The following is an 18,255-nucleotide window of genomic DNA, read 5'->3' on the forward strand; positions in this document are numbered from 1 at the left end:
CTATTTCACCTTCAGATATTGATAATGGCTCTTTTGATAATTGCGGTGATATAACAATGAGCGTTTCGCCTAGTATTTTAGAATGTTCTAATGTTGGTGATAACACGGTTACATTAACTGTAACAGATGAAGAGGGAAATCAAAATACTTGTATTGCCACAGTAACAGTAGAAGATATTACACCACCAACAGCAATATGCCAAGCTATAACAGTACAATTAGACGCTGCTGGTAATGCAACAATAACTCCAGACCAAATAGAAAATGGATCAACAGACTCATGTGGAGTTGATACATTTGCATTAGACATAACAACATTTGATTGTTCTAATATTGGAGACAATACGGTTATATTAACAGTAACCGATATTAATGGAAACTCTTCAACATGTACAACTACAGTAGCGGTAGAGGATAATATTGCTCCTAATGTAATTTGCCAAGACATTGTTGTACAATTAAACAGTTCAGGAATTGCAACTATTACTGCGGATGATGTTGATAATGGCAGTAATGATAACTGCTCAGCTGTTACACTGAGTGTGTCTAATACCAGTTTCGATTGTTCTAATGTTGGACCAAACACAGTTACTTTAACTGCAGTTGATGATTATGGGAATGAAGCATCTTGTGATGCTACAGTAACAGTAGAAGATAATATTGCTCCCGTTATTGCTTGTAAAAATATTACAGTTCGTTTAGATGAAACAGGATCTGTAACTATTGAGCCAAGTGATATTGACGATGGCTCTTCAGATTGTGGTAGCGAAGTAACTCTTTCGGCTTCTCAAACAGTTTTTGATTGTACAAATATCGGTGCAAACACAGTAACTTTAACCGTTACAGATGCTTTTGGAAACGAAGACACCTGTGATGCACTTGTAACTGTTGAAGATATTATACCACCAACAGCAATTTGTCAAGCCATAACTATTCAGTTAGACACAAATGGAAATGCAACTATAACGGCAGATGATATTGACAATGGATCAAGCGATGTTTGTTCTACAGTAACGCTTTCAATATCGCAAACGGATTTCGATTGTTCAGATATTGGAGACAATACAGTTACATTGAGCGTTAAAGATATTTATGAAAATGAAAGTACTTGTGATGCCATTGTAACGGTTGAAGATAATATCCCTCCTACCGTTTTATGTAAAGATATCACAGTACAATTAAATGAAACAGGAACAGTTTCAATACTTCCTATTGATATTGATGGCGGCTCTACAGATTGTAGTGGCGATGTTACTTATGTTGCATCTCAAACCACTTTTGATTGTTCTAATGTTGGAGCAAACACGGTTACATTAACTGTTAGTGATTCTAACGGAAATGATGCCAGTTGTAGCGCTATTGTTACTGTTGAAGATATTACACCTCCAACAGCAATATGCCAAGCTATTACGGTTCAATTAGATGCAGATGGTAATGCTACTATAACTCCAGAGCAAATTGACAACGGATCGAACGATTCTTGTGGAATAGCCAGTATTACTTTAGATACTACATCATTTACATGTGAAAACATTGGTGATAATTCAGTAGAGCTTACTGTTATAGATGCTAACAACAACTCATCGACTTGCACGGCAATAGTAACTATAGAAGATAGCATAGCGCCAACTGCAGTTTGTGCAAATATAACCGTTCAACTAAACAGTTCTGGTAATGCTGATATTGTGCCAAGTGATATCGATGGTGGTTCTACAGATAATTGTGGTATTCCTGAGCTAACAGCCTCTCAACTAAACTTTAGTTGTGCAGATGTTGGGGAAAACACGGTAACACTTACAGTTACAGATGCTAGCGGAAACGAAGATACTTGTACAGCGATAGTAACTGTTGAAGATACTATTGAACCTACTGTTCTATGTAAAAACATAACAGTACAGTTAGATAATACAGGTTCTGTTTCAATTCTACCACAAGATATTGATGGTGGCTCTGCAGATTGTAGCGGTCAAGTTTCGCTTTCAGCTTCTCAAACTACATTTGATTGTACAAATATTGGAGAAAATACGGTAACGCTTACTGTAACAGATATAAATGATAATGAAAGTTTCTGTGATGCCATTGTAACCGTTGAAGATATTATAGCTCCAACAGCAATTTGCCAAGCTGTTACAATACAACTAGACACAGATGGAAATGCGAGCATTACACCAGATCAAATTGATAATGGTTCAAACGATGCTTGTGGAATCCAATCTATTGCTTTAGATAAAACAAGTTTTACCTGTGAAGATATTGGAGATAACATAGCAGAATTAACCGTTACAGATAACAACAATAATACTTCTACTTGTACTGCAATTGTAACCGTTGAAGACAATATACCTCCAACGGCGCTATGCCAAAGTATAACTATTCAATTAGATACTAATGGTTCTGCAACTATTGTTGCTGCCGATGTAGATAATGGTTCTAACGATAATTGCGGATTAGTAACACTTGCTGTATCTCAAACTATCTTTACCTGTGCTGATGTTGGAGACAACACAGTAACGCTTGAAGTAACAGATGCTAATAATAACGTAACAACATGTACAGCAACTGTAACTGTAGAGGACAATGTTCCACCTACAGCGCTATGCTCAAACATTACAATTCAATTAGATGAAACTGGAACTGCTAATATACAACCGTCGGATATTGATGGTGGATCTTCAGATACATGTGGAACAGTTACATTAACGGCCTCTCAAACAACTTTTGATTGCTCTAACATTGGCGATGTTGCAGTTATAATAACCGCAACAGATATAAATGGAAACTCTAGTAGTTGTGAAGCTACTGTAACAGTAGAAGATAATATACCTCCTACTATTACTTGTCCCGCAGATATTATAGTAGCTGCCGATCCTGGACAATGTGCAGCCACAAACGTAGATTTAGGCAATACAATAACAGACGATAACTGCGCCGTAGCATCTATTACAAACAATGCTTTAGAACCATTTGTTTTAGGTGAAACGATTGTGACTTGGACGGTTACCGATACTTCTGGAAACGAAACTACTTGCCTACAAAAAGTAACCGTTACCGATGGTAATTTACCTGAAGTTGTTTGCCCTGCAGATGTTTCAGTTTTTGTAGATTCAGATTCTTGTAGTGCTACAAACGTAGAACTAGGAACGTTAGATATTCAAGATTGTACAAGTGTTATAGTTGAAAACGATGCACCTACATCATTTCTTATTGGAGATACTGTTGTTAATTGGACTGTAACAGATTCTGAAGGTAATGTTAGCAATTGTACACAAACAGTAACCGTTGTAGATAATATTCCTCCGACTTTCGTTGAAGCTTTACCAATAGAAACAATAACAATAGAATGTAATGCAATTCCTGCTCCAGAAACACTAACAGGTGCAGATAATTGTAATACCGCAGTTGTTACATTTAATGAAGAACGTACTAACGGTAATTGTACTAATAACTATATTTTAGAAAGAACTTGGACAGTCACAGATGCTGCTAATTTAACAACTAGCTATACGCAAACCATAACCGTGCAAGATACCACAGCTCCAACATTTGTTGGTGATTTACCAAGTGCGAACTTAGTGGCTGAATGCGATTCAGTTCCTAATGCCCAAATATTAAGTGCTGAAGATTCTTGTGGATCGGCAAGCGTAACTGTACAAGATATTATTACAACCGGTGATTGCACATCTAATTACACTATTTCCAGAATATGGACAGCAGAAGATGAATGTGAGAACAAGACATCTTACACACAAATAATTACAGTTCGAGACACCACTCTACCTGTTTTCGATGGTACGCTACCTGCGTCAACATTGCAAGCTGAATGTGATGCCATTCCTAATGCTGAAATTTTAACAGCTACAGATAATTGTGGTACGGCCAATGTGGAAGTTAATGATGTAAGAACAGATGGCGATTGTCCTTCTAACTACACAATTACAAGAACTTGGACAGCGACTGATGATTGTGGTCTTGCAGCAACACATACGCAAATAATAACGGTAACAGATACAACTGCACCAACACCTATAACAACCTTCGATGCTGTTTTAGAGGTAAGCTGTAAGGATATTCCAGAAATACCAACAATTCAGTTCACTGATAGTTGTTCGGATAATGTAACTGTTGAATACAGTGAAACAAACTCATTTGATAAAACCATGTTAGTAGATTATCAAATAGTAAGATCTTGGGTTGCTACTGATGCTTGTGATAACTCAGAAACTTACACGCAAACACTAAATGTTGCTTTAGATGAAATTTATTTCGATATCGTTGCGCCAGATTGGTGTTATAAAGAAGGCGTTGTAGATCTGAATGAATTTATTGATGAAACACTAGATACCGATGGAACATGGGAATTATTAGAAGGAGATCTAAAGGCTACATTAACGAATAATATTTTCGACCCTTCTACTCTCGAACTTAGTGCAGACTTTTTACCAAACGATGGTGGCATTGATTATCTGTTTAGATATTCCACAACTAATGACGGTTGTATTAGTATCACAGAGGTTACCATGAATATACACGCTGATTGTGATGTTTTACCTTGTGGTGAAACAGATATTGATATCTCTACTGCCATTACACCAAACGGAGATGGTATAAATGATACGTTCGATATATCAGGAATAGATTTATGTGGTTTCGTTGCTAATGTAAAAATATTTAACCGTTGGGGTGCTATTGTTTATGAATCTTTAAACTATACCTTAGGCAGTATGTCTACTTCTGGTAGTGAAGGTGATTGGGATGGATACTCTCCTAAATCTTCGATAGGAAACAATGGTACATTACCAAACGGAACATATTACTACATTATTTATTTACAAGATAGTGGATTAGAACCTTTAACTGGCCCAATATATTTAGGAACCAAATAAAATATTAACCTATGAAATTTTTAAAACAAAACATAATAGCTATTGCATTGTTTAGCTGTACAGTTGGAATTGCGCAACAACTACCGCAATTTACCCAGTACATGTACAATACAATCTCTATAAACCCTGCTTATGCAGGTAGTAGAGAAGCTTTAAGCATTGTTGGATTGCACAGAAGCCAATGGGTTGGTTTTAAAGGCGGGCCAATTACACAAACCTTATCGATCCATACACCATTAAGAAACGATCGTATTGGTTTAGGTTTGTCTTTTATTGAAGACGATTTAGGACCTCAAAATTTCTCATATTTATATGCTGATTTCTCCTACTCTATTCCAACAGGAAAAAATGGAAAATTAGCCTTTGGATTAAAAGGTGGTTTTACACAGTTTAGTTTTGATACAGATTTTCGATTCGATAGTTCTAATATTTCCGATCCATTAATTTTTGGAGCTGAAGATCGTTGGACACCAAATATTGGTGCTGGTGTATATTGGAGCACCGATCGTATTTATGCTGGTCTTTCTGCTCCTAGAATTTTAAATAACGATATCAATAATAAAAATGACTTTGAAGCATTAGAGCGTATTAGTTATTATTTTACAGTAGGTGGCGTTTTAGATATTAGTCAAGATTTCAAATTTAAACCTGCGGCATTAATTAAAGCGACAAACGGTGCTCCAGTGTCATACGATTTAACAGCTAATTTTTTATATAAAGAAAAAATCTGGTTAGGTGGATCTTATAGAATTAACGAACAAACAGCTGCAATTGGTGGCATTGTAGATTTTCAAGTTTCTAGACAATTGCGTTTAGGTTACGCATACGAAAAACCAATTTCAGAAATTGCCGATTATACAACAGGAACACATGAGGTTCTTTTAATTTATGAATTCAAATTCTTGAGTTCTAAACTAAAATCTCCTCGTTATTTTTAAATAATAGATAATCATGTTATCTATTAATTTCAGATTAAAAAAGAAATTATCTCAATCGGCTTAACTCTAACAACCTAAAAAGAAATAAAACCTTATATATGAAACTAAAACATTACATATTGGTTTGTATAGCCTTAATATTAAGTATTAATGGTTTTGCTCAACAAGGAAAACAAAAAAGAGCAGATACCCTTTTTAATAAATTTTCGTTTGTTAAGGCTGCTAAAGTATACAGAGAACTCATTCAAAACAACTATAATCGAGATTATGCCACTAGGCAATTAGCAGATTGTTATGCCCTACTTCGTGATCCTAGAAATGCTTCTAGATATTATAAAAGTGTTGTAAAGCAAGATAACGTGCCAGTAGAGTATTATTATAAATACGCACAGTCTTTGCGTGGAATGAAAAAATACGATGATTCTCGCGAGTGGTTACAAACTTTTAAAGATTCTGGAGGTGTTGTAAATTCAAACGATTTTTCTAAAGATTTAAATTTTATTACTAGTGTTTTCAATTCTAAACAGCAATATTTTTTAGACAAGGTTAGATTTAATTCTAAGTATAGTGATTTTGGAGCTTTTGAAAAAGACGGACAAGTTTATTTCGCTTCGGCTAGAGATGAAGGTGTAGCTGTAAAACGAGTTTATGGATGGAATGAGCAACCGTTTTTAGATATATATGTAGCTAAAGCAGGAACAAGAAGAAATGTAAACTATACCGCTAAACTTAAAGGTGATGTCAATTCTATATATCATGATGGCCCAGCAGTTATTACTAAAAATGGAAAAACCATGTATTTTTCTAGAAACAACTATAAAGATCAAGTTGAAGAAAAGGATTCTAAGGGTTTAACCAACATGAAAATTTATAGAGCCACATTACGGGATAGTATTTGGACAGATGTAGAAGATTTATCTATTAATAATGCCGATTTTTCTACCCAGCACCCTGCTCTTAATAACGATGATACCAAATTGTTTTTTGCTTCAGATAGACCTGGTGGTTATGGAGGATCTGATATTTACGCTGTAGATATACATACCGATGGCACATTAGGTGAACCGGAAAATGTTGGCCCAGTAATTAATACAGATCAAGCCGATGGATTTCCATATATCAACAATGAAGGAACGCTATTCTTCTCTTCAGCAGGACATGTTGGTCTAGGTTTATTAGATATTTTTGCCACAATTAAAGGTGAAGAAGCTAAAGCAGACGAGGTTGTAGATGTTATAAATTTAGGAGTTCCAATAAATTCGAATAAAGATGATTTTTCGTTTACAATGAATCCAAATGGTATTACGGGCTATTTTGCTTCTAATCGTCCTGGAGGTCGCGGTGACGACGATATTTATGCCTATCACAGAAAACCTGTATTACAAGTAGAAGGTGTCGTATCAGATGCTATAAATTCTAAACCAATTCCAAATTCGGTTATAGAACTTATAAACTCTAAAGGAGAAAAAGTAGCATACATGACTACTGATAAAAATGGTTTCTATCAAATCAATATAGACAGAAATCAAGATTATAAAATTGTAGCAAGTCAGAAAAAATATATTGACGATTACAGAACTTTTACCTCTAAAAATTTACAAACTGAATTAACATCTATAACAGCTAATTTACTTTTAAATCCGGTTCCAGATGTTATCAAACTTGCCGAATTAAATACAATTTATTTCGACTTTGATAAGCATTACATTCGTCCAGATGCCGCTTTAGAATTAGATAAAATTGTAGATTTAATGTTGAATGTTTATCCAGAAATGGTTATTAGAATAGAGTCTCACACAGATTCTAGAGGTCTTCTATCGTACAACGACAAATTATCTATTGACAGAGCTAACTCTACTTACGATTACTTAGTTTCTAAGGGAGTAAAAGCAGAAAGAATTACCGAACATCAAGGATTTGGTGAACGTAGACTAACAAATGGCTGTGAAGATGGTCAAAAATGTGAAGAAAAAGATCATCAACTAAACAGACGTACACAATTTATAGTTATAAAAATGGAATAATACATACACAACCTTGCATGTGTTTTATAATATCTAAACCCTACTTATATTTTTTTTAATTAAATATAAACCCATGAAATTAAAAAATTACTGCTTAACAAGTCTGCTCTTACTTGTTTCTTTAACTGCGTTTGCGCAGTATGGCATGCAAAAAAAAGCGGATAAATTATTCAATACTTTTGCCTTTGCTGATGCGACAGAAGTATACACAAACTTAATAAATAAAGATTTTAATACAGATTATGCTATTAGGCAATTAGCCGATACTTATGCGTTTATGCGCAACCCAGATAGCGCTGTAGTGTATTATCAAAAAGCAATAGAACAAGAAAATATTCCTATTGAATACTATTATAATTATGCACAAGCATTGAGAGGTGTTAAAAATTATAAAGGGTATCGTAAATGGATTAAGGAGTATAAAAATAAAGGAGGAGTTATAAATGAAGAGCAACTCGCAAGTGATAAGGACTTTTTAAAATCTGTTTTAAATGCCAAACCACACTACTTTTTAACCGATGTTAAATTCAATTCAAAATTTAGCGATTTTGGAGCCGTTGAGAATAACGGTAATATTTATTTCACATCCTCACGAGATCAAGGTGCTTTAACCAATCATCTTTACGGCTGGAATAATGAACCTTTTTTGGATATATACGTCACTAATAAAAATGCTAACGATAGCGTAGTAGACCACAAATCCAAATTAAAGGGCGATATAAATTCTGTTTTTCACGATGGTCCCGTAACTATATCTAAAGACGGGAAAACTATTTATTTTTCTAGAAATGATTTTAATAAAAACGTTTTAGGAAAAAATGAAAGCGGTATTACCAATTTAAAGATATACCGAGCCTCTCTTGTTAAAGGAAAATGGAAAAATTTAGAAGAATTAACTATTAACAACAGTGCCTACTCTACTGGTCATCCAGCTTTAAATAGTGACGAAACAAAATTATATTTCGCATCAGATAGACCTGGTGGATTTGGCGGATCGGATATTTATTACGCAAATATTAGTGCCGACGGCAGCTTAGGAGACCCTATAAATGCAGGTGAAATTGTAAACACCAATAAAAACGAAAAATTCCCTTTTGTAAATAGTGAAGATGTATTATTCTTTTCTTCCGATGGTCATCAAGGTTTAGGCTTAATGGATATTTTTGCAACCGTTTATAGTAAAAATAAAACCATTACAAACGTAGTTAACTTAGGCGTTCCTGTAAATTCTAGTAAAGACGATTTTTCATTCTTTTTAAATGAAGATGGACTTTCTGGGTATTTTGCATCCAATCGAGAAGGAGGTGTGGGAAGTGATGATATTTATGCTTTTGACAGAACCCCACAATTAAAAATTGTTGGGAAAATAACTGATGCCGAAACAAACCTACCTATACAGCATGTTACTGTAAATTTATTAGATACAGAAGGCAACACTATTGCATTTGTTGAAACAGATAACGTGGGTTATTACGAGATTAATATTGATCGCGATGCTGATTATAAATTGCAGGTTATAAAAGATGGTTATATTGAAGACTTCCGAGATACTACATCTAAAAATATTGATAAAAAAATATCCACTATCAACGAGAATTTTACTTTAAATAAGATAAAAGAAGATAAACCAAAAGTGGCTCCATATCCTATTGTTGAGTTAGCTCCTATATATTTTGATTTTGATAAAGCAACTATTAGAAACCAAGATACGGCTGAATTAAATAGAATTGTTAATTTGATGGTGAATACATATCCTGAAATGGCTATTGAAATTGAATCACACACCGATTCTAGAGGACCAGCGGAATACAATAAAAGACTTTCCCTTAAACGCGCGCAATCTACTTATAATTATCTTATTGAACACGGTGTTAATAAAGATAGAATTATCTCCGTAAAGGGTTTTGGAGAAGAAAAACTTGTAAACCATTGTGATGGCAGCGTGAAATGTTCTAAAGCAGACCACGAATTAAACAGACGTACACAATTTATTGTTTCTAAAATAAAATAATTAAGGTAAAACAAATAGCACTAGAATGAAATTCAATCTGGTGCTATTCTTAAAACTCAACTGAAGCCATTATTAAACACTTTACTTCATTATCTTTGTATTAATCACCACCTAATTATTCGATATAATTTACCATTGGTGATAAATAGTTTATTTTATAAGAATCAATTCATTTTAATCATGTCTTTTATGCATACGTCTAAATACTTTCTTATTATTTTTTCTTTACTATTAGCTACAAGCTGTAACCATGAAACAAAAATGAGTTCAGTAAGTACTGAAAATTGGTCTAAACGCAAAGTAAATTCAACCTTATCAGATTCTTTGGAATATGGTAAATCTTACTTATCGACATACTCGCAAATTTTTAGCATGCATGAGCATAAAACACACAATTTAACCACAATGGTTAGTTTAAGAAATACGAGCGATGTAGATACCATTTATGTGCTAAGTGCTAAGTATTTTGATACACACGGTAAGCATGTGCGCCCTTACATTGGCCATGCTATTTTTTTAGCGCCTATGGAAACCTGCGAAATTATTATTGATGAAATTGATAACTCTGGAGGTACCGGTTCTAATTTTGTATTTGAGTGGAAAACACCTAAAGGCTGTCCAGAACCTCTATTCGAAGCAATTATGAATTCTACTGTAGGTCAACAAGGTTTATCATTTGCAACGCAAGCAAGAAGGATTAAATAACTAACATTATACATACTACACCGGTGCTTTTACGCGAAAGAGCTCTTTAGATGAATTCTTTTTAACTCAAAAAAGTATATTACAACCGCTAACCCAATATTTCATTAAATATAATTCTAAATTTTACGTTATTGCAATGCATTTAATATGCAGAAGCAAAACAATCTTTTTACTAAAAAAGATCGTATATCAATAACAAATACTATTTAAACTATGAAAAAATTATTTTTATTATCAATTACATTATTAGGATTTACATTTGCCTCTGGCGCACAAAATATTGCCGATCACGCTTTAGGGTTGCGTCTTGGAGATAGCGATGGTCTCGGGGCAGAAATTACATACCAACATGCTTTGGGTGATAACAATAGGATTGAAGCTGATTTAGGCTGGAGAAATGGAAATAATTACAGTGCTTTTAAATTAGCTGGTTTATACCAATGGGTATGGAATATTGAAGGTGGATTTAACTGGTATGCAGGCGCTGGCGCTGGTGTAGCATCTTTTTCTGGAAGAAATGACAGTAACTTAGATGATGACTTTGGATTTTTTGCAGCTGGAGATGTGGGTATAGAATATGATTTTGATATTCCTTTATTAATCTCATTAGATTTTCGACCAGAAATTGGGAATAACAACTTTACAGATAATACTGTTTTCGATATTGCATTAAGTTTAAGATATCAATTCTAATTCATTTAGATATCAATAATAAAATTTAAGCGTCTTTTTTAAGGCGCTTTTTTATGCTGAAAAATTAGGCATTATTATATCGGCCTACTCCATTTCAACATTACTATACTTTGCATTTATAATAATACTTTTTCCGCTAGATCCACTTTTAGAAAAAGAAGAGGACGATTGATTTTTAGCTGATTGATTTGGATGCGAGAATTTAGAATAACTTCCCTTGTATTGCACACTAGCATCTACATTGGGTAATTTAATAAAGGCATTGCTATTTTGAAGAATAATGTTTAAGTTACTAAAACTATCTTCTATTTTAGAAATATTTAAATCACCAATATTTCCATCAATTATAGCACTACCGCATAATTTTTCGATATCGATATTAGATGATGTGGCATTTAAAACTAATTGCTTTACCTCTCTTATTTCAGCATTGTTTACGTAATTTAGATTCAGTTCTCCTAAATTCCAGAATTCTACATTTACCGGCGAATAAGAAGCATTAATGGAAGTAGAACTCCCATTAACGCTATATGCTTTAAATTTTGAATGTGATAAATTAGCTTTTAAATCACTAACATTAGTGGCAAATTCTACTTCACCATATTTAATATTAACTTTTAACTTGGCATGGTTTGGCATTTTTATTTTAATAGTTTTCTTTATATTAGAATCACCATGCCCTTTCATTAATTTTTCAACTTCTTTATGGCGGTTTTTCATTAAAGTTGCACGTTCTTCTTGGCGTTCTCTATTGGCCTCAACTCGCTTACCTTGCGCTTCAACACGATTGGCTTGCGCCTCAATACGCTCTGCTTGTGCTTCCATTTGCGCTCCAAAACGTTCTCCCCAAGCTTCCATTTTCTCTTCAAAATCGCCTTCATTAAATCGTTCCTCAAAAGCTTCTCCCCAGGCTTCCATACGCTTGCCAAACTTCTCTCCCCATTCTTCTCCAAATTTTTCGCCCCAAGCTTCCATTTTAGCTTCAAAATCTTTTCCATAAGTGGCTTCAAATTTTTCTTCATACTTTTTTAAATACTTCTCACCATCCTGTTTATAGGCTTCATAGTCAAACTCCATGGCATGTGCGCCTGCCGGAAGTTCTGGTAATTGAGGCATTTCTGGCATAGCCGGAATTTCAGGCACATCTACAGTTAAACCGTTCATGATAGCTTGAGGTAAATCGGCCAATTCGTATTTTAATTCGTCAAAAATTATGGTTAATAAATCGCCATCGCTGTCATTATTCTTTTCAACCCAAACCACATTAGGGTTTGATTTATTTGTATTTATCGAAACCTTATCAAAAGTGGCATCAATATCAACATCCCAAGATTTCAAAACACTTTTAAGCGCTTCTTCCGATATTTTTTCACCTTCAACATAGGCTTCAATTTCAATGGTGTTTTTATTCCATGTATCGAAAACAACATTACAATGGCTTGTGTTTAAATCGATAACTACATCTTTATTTACCTTAATACTTTGCTCTAGTTTTGTTAACTTTTGTTGTCCAAAAGCACTTGCTGTTAAAACAAAACACAGTATTAATAATTTAATTTTTATAATTGTACTATTCATTTTTTGATTGATTTAGATTGATTGTTCTTTTTCTGATAAAGTATCAGATGATTTCATTTCTTTTAATTGTGTGCGTAATCGATACATTAAATTTAATCTGAATTTTAAATTATCAATTAATGCATTCACTGTTAATTCCGATGGTCCAGACTCTGTAAGGTCTAACGATAATCGCTTGTATTCTTTATCCAATTCGTCTAACTGCGCCAAATACCCATCGAATAATTCTTTGGTTTCTGGCGTGTATTTCATTTTAGATAATTCTAAATTAATACTCGCTAAATAATAGTCTTCCACTTTTTTAAGTCCTGGAGATACATCACCTAAAGTTTTTGTTTCCGTTATCTTTGTAGTTGCAACAGTCTCAATAGTCTCGGTGGTTTCAATGTCTCCGTCAAAAAAGCAATAAGCACCAAAACTTAAACCTAAAAACACAACAGCACTAGCTGCAATTTGCAACCACCCCAAACCAGATTTTTTAGGAGCTTCAGGTAAAGCCTTATCTAATTTTTCAAGAAAGCGCGCTTCATGCTTGGTTGGCATTTCATCATGTACAACCTTTTCATTCTTAAATAAGTCTCTAATATCTTGTGCCATTATTTTTGTGTATTAATAGTTCTTGTAATTTTAATTTTCCCCGCGATAGTTGCGTTCTCGATGCTACTTGTGTTATGTTTAAAATTTCAGATATTTCCTGATGGTCGTATCCTTCAATTAAATATAACATTACCACATATTGATATTTTTGCGATAATTTATTAATAGCTTCTTTTACATCATGCAACGTTACCGCATCGTCAACTAACCATTTGTCGTCTTTTGTAGTATCAATCACTTTCAGGTGCACCTCTTCTAGTTCCACAAGTTCTTGCTTTTTAGATTTCAAGAAATCGATACTTTTATTAACAACAATACGTTTTAACCAAGCTCCAAAAGTAACTTCCGCTTTATACTGATCCAGTTTTGTAAATGCTTTTATAAAAGCTTCCTGCACCACATCTTCAGCATCGTTCGCATCTTTTAAAAATCGTTTAGCAACAATATACATACCGTCGCAGTACTGGTTGTATAACTGCAATTGCGCTTTCCGATTGTTTTGTTTACATTTTTCAATAATGTCAACTTGAAACATACTAATTTTGCTTTTGGTTGGTTAGGCCAATTTATCATTATATTGGCTTAGGTTCGTTTAAAAGACGACAAAAAAAACAAAGTGTTGCAAAAACTATTAAATTTTACTTAAAATATACCAAATTGCTACAAATGTGCGTTAGGAATTTTAGTAATCAATACTTTTTAAAGTATCTTTATTGCCTCAATAAATTGCTCCATAAATGAACACCTTTTTAAAACGCGTATTAATATCATTATCTGTAATCGCTTTAGCTTTATTTTTATATTCTACTTTTGTTGAAAATATATTCGCACCACGTTTAAGTCCTAAAGACACAGTAAAGTTCGAGTTGAACGACTTAGAACTTAAAGTGTTCTACAACCGACCGTCTAAGAAAAATCGTGATATTTTTGGAGCCTTGGTACCTTTTAATAAAGTATGGCGTACAGGAGCCAACGAGGCAACAACTTTTGAAACTAATAGAACTCTAGAAGTTATGGGTATGCCTTTACCTGCAGGAAAATACACGTTATGGACTGTTCCAAAAGATTCAGTTTGGACCGTGATTTTTAATACAAAACAATATTCTTGGGGTGTCGATTCTGAAATGAAACCTATGTGGGATCCTAATTATGATGCCTTGAGTATAGAAGTTCCTGTACATGATTTAAGTAAACCTGTAGAACAATTTACTATCGCTTTTGATAATTCTACCGACGATTTATTTTTAACCATGGCTTGGGATGTGGTTAAAGTTTCTGTGCCTTTAAAATAATTTTACTTTAAATTGTTCAAAAAAAAAATCAAAATATCTTATTGAATAAATTTGTAAATTGAAGTTCCAAAAGGAATATTTTGACAAAAAAAAACAAATCGGCACTTTCTGAGCATACCGGAATTTCTTCACCAGAAATTTCAAATACTAATGCTATTAAGCTTTTCAAAGCTAAACGAAACGCAAAAGTTGATACCAATACTTTAGTATCCTCTATCCTTAATCAAAACATATCAGCTTTAAGTAGAGCGATTACTTTAGTGGAAAGTGAAAGTCAAAAACACTTAAATAAAGCAAATACTATAGTAAAAGCTTGTTTACCATATGCCAACAAATCCATCAGAATAGGTATTACAGGTGTTCCTGGCGTTGGAAAAAGTACTTTTATTGAAGCCTTCGGAAACTATTTAATATCACAAGGAAAGCGTATTGCTATTTTAGCTATAGACCCAACAAGCTCCATAACTAAAGGTAGTATTTTAGGAGATAAGACCAGAATGGAAGCCTTGTCTAAAAATAAAAATGCTTTTATTCGCCCCTCTCCTTCAGGAACCTCTTTAGGTGGTGTTGCTAGAAAAACTAGGGAAAGTATTATTTTATGTGAAGCGGCAGGGTTTGATGTGATTTTAATTGAAACTCTTGGTGTTGGGCAAAGTGAAACCACTGTACATAGTATGATTGATTTTTTCTTACTACTTAAATTGGCTGGTGCTGGCGATGAACTTCAAGGAATAAAACGTGGCATTATTGAAATGGCAGATGCTATTGCTATTAATAAAGCTGATGGTGAGAACCTGAAACAAGCTAAACTGGCCAAAGTTGAATTTAGCCGTGCGCTTCACCTCTATCCCGCCAAAACTTCCCAATGGACTCCAAAAGTGATGCTGTGCAGTGCTTTAAAAAATGAAGGCATTACAGCTATTTGGAAATTAATACTAGATTATAAAAAGACAACAACCTCTAACAATTATTTTGAAGCTCATAGAATCGAACAAAATAAATTCTGGCTTATTCAAACCATTGAAAACGAATTAAAACGGTCTTTCTTCAATAAAAAAGAAATACAAGAAGAACTCGAAAAGCAGTTAAAACTTATTGAAACCAACCAAACCACACCATTTGTTGCAGCCGATTATTTACTCAGCCTTAATAAATCGCTTCAATAAAAGTTGCGCAATTTTATAGAATAAAACTCCGGATAGTGCTCCAAAAGTTAAGCCACATAAAATATCTAACGGATAATGCACACCCACATAAATTCTGCTAAGGGCAACCACACCACTCCAAAATACCATAATAAAAATTAAATTTTTATAAAATGGTTTAAGTGTTAAACCTGCAAAAACAGCCGCTGCCATGGTGTTAGATGCATGCCCAGAAAAGAAACCATACTTACCACAACGTACAGCAATAAAGCGAACTCTATCTACTAAATCTGCAGCACCGCAAGGTCTAGGACGCTCAAATCCGCGCTTAAACACATTAGTAATTTGGTCCGTAAAAGTCACCATTAAAGCTATTACAACCACAAAAACTAATAAAGATTTTAAGCCAAACTTTTTATAAAGTAAATATAGTAAAACGGCATACAAAGGGATAAACGTGAGTTTATCTGTAATCGCTAACCACATGCCGTCCCAAGTTTCGGAACCCAAACTGTTAAGGAAAACAAATAATTCTGTGTCGTAATATAAAAGCTTATCTATCATTAATATAGTATTTGGCGTTACCACAAGGGTCGGGCTTTCGGCAGTCGCTTTTTTGTGTTGCATAGGTGCAACCACACAAAAAGAGCTTCAACAAAGCCTCAATCCCTAACGCTATTATTCGTCGTACTTAGCAACTTCCGCATCATAAAAAGCAGTAGCTTCTTTAATGGCATTTTCAGTTTCAGTTTCTAATTCCGCCTGATCTTCATCATCAAAATCTTCAAACCACTCTACATCATCATCTTCTAAGTTAATTATAAACCTTGGAAATTCAGTGTGAATTACAAAAATGGCATTCGGATATTCCGTATTGTCGCCTAATATAAATTTTGGTAGTGTCATTTTAAATTGAATTGTTACTTATTGGACAAAATTAACCTTTTTGATAAATAATTGAACCTTAAAAACAATAAAATAGATGCCGTTGTTAAACCTGCCAATAAACCTAGCCAAATGCCAAAACTACCGTAAGCATCTTCTTTACCATAAATCCAGCTTATAGGAAACCCTATAATCCAGTAAGCAATAAAAACGAGAATCATCGGTATTTTTACATCTTGTAGTCCTCTTAAAGCTCCCAAAAATACCACTTGTATACTATCACTTATCTGAAAAATTGCTGCCGCAACCATCAATTTTGATGCAATAGTAACAACTTCATTATTATCGGCAAAGTTTTTTACATCATCTAAATCTACATACAGTTTTGGTAAATAATCATGAAAAGCAAAAAACATTAAGGCAAAACCAAAGGCGATGATTACACCTAATAAAAATATTGAAAATGCAATACGTCTTAAATCCACGTATTTCTTAAGTCCTTTTTGATTGCCTACACGTACCATACAAGCCACACTTAATCCCATGGCTACCATAAACGTCATAGAAGCCAAGTTTAATGCAATCTGGTTCGCAGCTTGCGGATTTTTACCCAACAACCCACTAAGCCAAATAGCGGCCGTGAAAATGGCCACCTCAAAAAACATTTGCATAGCGCTTGGTGTACCCAAGTTAATAATTTTTTTCAGCATTAATTTATCGAGTACAAAAAGCTTAATATTGGTAACAAATTCTTTAGATTTATCTTTTCTTTTTAGCAAAAACCATAAATACCAAACCATTACAATTCTGGACGCTAAAGTTCCATAAGCCGCACCAACAATACCCATTTCTGGGAAACCAAATTTTCCAAAAATTAATAAATAGTTTAAAACTACGTTTACAACATTACTTAAAATGGTGGCATACATAGGGTACTTGGTTAAAGATAAACCATCACTAAATTGTTTAAAAGCTTGAAAAATAATTAAAGGAATAAGCGAAAAAGCAACTAAATCTAAATACGGAATAGCTAACTCTACAACCTCTATAGGTTGCTTCATTAAATACATTAATGGCTTTGCAAAAAATACAACCAAAAATAACGCCAATCCTAAAACAGTACATAGAAATAAACCGTGTTTAAAAGACGATTTACCTTTTAAAAAGTTCTCTTCAGCATCCGCTTCTGCTATTAAAGGTGTTATTGCTGTAGAGAAACCTATACCTAAAGACATAGCAATAAACATAAAACTATTACCTAAAGATACTGCGGCAAGCTCGGCTGTTCCTAATTGGCCAACCATAATATTATCTATAAAACTTACAAATGTATGGCCTAGCATGCCTAACATTACTGGTGCAGCGAGTTGCCAGTTGTATTTAAATTCTTTGGTGTAATCAGTTAATTGCATTCGGCAAAAGTAATCTTATGCTTTGTTTAAAGCAATTTTGTATTCTTAATTTAAAAGGAAATTTTTAAGTTTATCTCTTCAGAAAACTATAA

Annotated in this window: 14 protein-coding genes; 8 read left to right on the forward strand and 6 right to left on the reverse strand. The window is 33.8% G+C overall.

Annotation, left to right across the window (positions count from 1 at the left end; genetic code table 11):
* The 6 genes from ACJJV4_RS02095 to ACJJV4_RS02120 form a co-directional block, all read left to right on the forward strand.
* A partial coding sequence (locus ACJJV4_RS02095) for an HYR domain-containing protein (RefSeq protein WP_405291633.1) occupies positions 1–4,883 on the forward strand: 4,883 nt, incomplete at its 5' end.
* 11 nt (positions 4,884–4,894) lie between these two features.
* A complete protein-coding gene (locus ACJJV4_RS02100; RefSeq protein WP_405291635.1) occupies positions 4,895–5,821 on the forward strand; it encodes a type IX secretion system membrane protein PorP/SprF in 927 nt (308 codons plus the stop codon).
* 98 nt (positions 5,822–5,919) lie between these two features.
* Positions 5,920–7,845, forward strand: coding sequence for an OmpA family protein (locus ACJJV4_RS02105; RefSeq protein WP_405291637.1), 1,926 nt, complete (start codon positions 5,920–5,922; stop codon positions 7,843–7,845).
* Positions 7,846–7,918: 73 nt separating this feature from the next.
* Entirely contained in the window at positions 7,919–9,856 is a 1,938-nt protein-coding gene (locus ACJJV4_RS02110) for an OmpA family protein (protein ID WP_405291639.1), read from the forward strand.
* 261 nt (positions 9,857–10,117) lie between these two features.
* Entirely contained in the window at positions 10,118–10,561 is a 444-nt protein-coding gene (locus tag ACJJV4_RS02115) for a DUF3124 domain-containing protein (protein WP_405291641.1), read from the forward strand.
* Positions 10,562–10,774: 213 nt separating this feature from the next.
* Positions 10,775–11,254, forward strand: a complete 480-nt coding sequence (locus ACJJV4_RS02120) for a hypothetical protein (protein WP_405291643.1) — start codon at positions 10,775–10,777, stop codon at positions 11,252–11,254.
* Between the two features lie 84 nt (positions 11,255–11,338).
* On the opposite strand, the gene ACJJV4_RS02125 is transcribed toward ACJJV4_RS02120, so the two are convergent.
* The 3 genes from ACJJV4_RS02125 to ACJJV4_RS02135 are packed head-to-tail and all read right to left on the reverse strand — an operon-like array spanning position 11,339 to position 13,964.
* Positions 11,339–12,832 (reverse strand): hypothetical protein, encoded by a 1,494-nt coding sequence (locus ACJJV4_RS02125; RefSeq protein ID WP_405291645.1) that lies wholly within the window; start codon positions 12,830–12,832, stop codon positions 11,339–11,341.
* A 12-nt stretch (positions 12,833–12,844) separates the two neighbouring features.
* A complete protein-coding gene (locus ACJJV4_RS02130) occupies positions 12,845–13,429 on the reverse strand; it encodes a hypothetical protein (protein ID WP_405291647.1) in 585 nt (194 codons plus the stop codon).
* Complete coding sequence (locus ACJJV4_RS02135; RefSeq protein WP_405291649.1) at positions 13,413–13,964, reverse strand: RNA polymerase sigma factor; 552 nt, start codon at positions 13,962–13,964, stop codon at positions 13,413–13,415. The genes ACJJV4_RS02130 and ACJJV4_RS02135 overlap by 17 nt, the downstream gene beginning before the upstream one ends.
* A gap of 202 nt (positions 13,965–14,166) precedes the next feature.
* Between ACJJV4_RS02135 and ACJJV4_RS02140 the strand changes: the two genes are divergently transcribed.
* Both ACJJV4_RS02140 and meaB read left to right on the forward strand, forming a co-directional pair.
* A complete protein-coding gene (locus tag ACJJV4_RS02140) occupies positions 14,167–14,721 on the forward strand; it encodes a DUF2911 domain-containing protein (protein ID WP_405291651.1) in 555 nt (184 codons plus the stop codon).
* A gap of 80 nt (positions 14,722–14,801) precedes the next feature.
* Positions 14,802–15,887, forward strand: a complete 1,086-nt coding sequence (meaB, locus tag ACJJV4_RS02145) for a methylmalonyl Co-A mutase-associated GTPase MeaB (RefSeq protein WP_405291653.1) — start codon at positions 14,802–14,804, stop codon at positions 15,885–15,887.
* On the opposite strand, the gene ACJJV4_RS02150 is transcribed toward meaB, so the two are convergent.
* Genes ACJJV4_RS02150 through ACJJV4_RS02160 form a run of 3 tightly spaced genes read right to left on the reverse strand, consistent with a single transcriptional unit; the run spans position 15,858 to position 18,163 of the window.
* Positions 15,858–16,493 carry a phosphatase PAP2 family protein gene (locus tag ACJJV4_RS02150; protein ID WP_405291655.1) on the reverse strand — a complete coding sequence of 212 codons (636 nt, stop codon included), beginning with the start codon at positions 16,491–16,493 and terminating at the stop codon, positions 15,858–15,860. The two genes, meaB and ACJJV4_RS02150, sit on opposite strands and share 30 nt — an antisense overlap.
* Positions 16,494–16,544: 51 nt before the next feature.
* Positions 16,545–16,772: a hypothetical protein gene (locus tag ACJJV4_RS02155; RefSeq protein ID WP_405291657.1), complete on the reverse strand. Its 228-nt coding sequence runs from the start codon at positions 16,770–16,772 to the stop codon at positions 16,545–16,547.
* A gap of 14 nt (positions 16,773–16,786) precedes the next feature.
* Positions 16,787–18,163 carry an MATE family efflux transporter gene (locus ACJJV4_RS02160; RefSeq protein ID WP_405291659.1) on the reverse strand — a complete coding sequence of 459 codons (1,377 nt, stop codon included), beginning with the start codon at positions 18,161–18,163 and terminating at the stop codon, positions 16,787–16,789.
* Positions 18,164–18,255: the final 92 nt, after the last annotated feature.

It is taken from the genome of Algibacter sp. Ld11 (genome assembly GCF_045066735.1).
In the GTDB taxonomy this organism is placed as follows: Bacteria; Bacteroidota; Bacteroidia; order Flavobacteriales; family Flavobacteriaceae; genus Algibacter.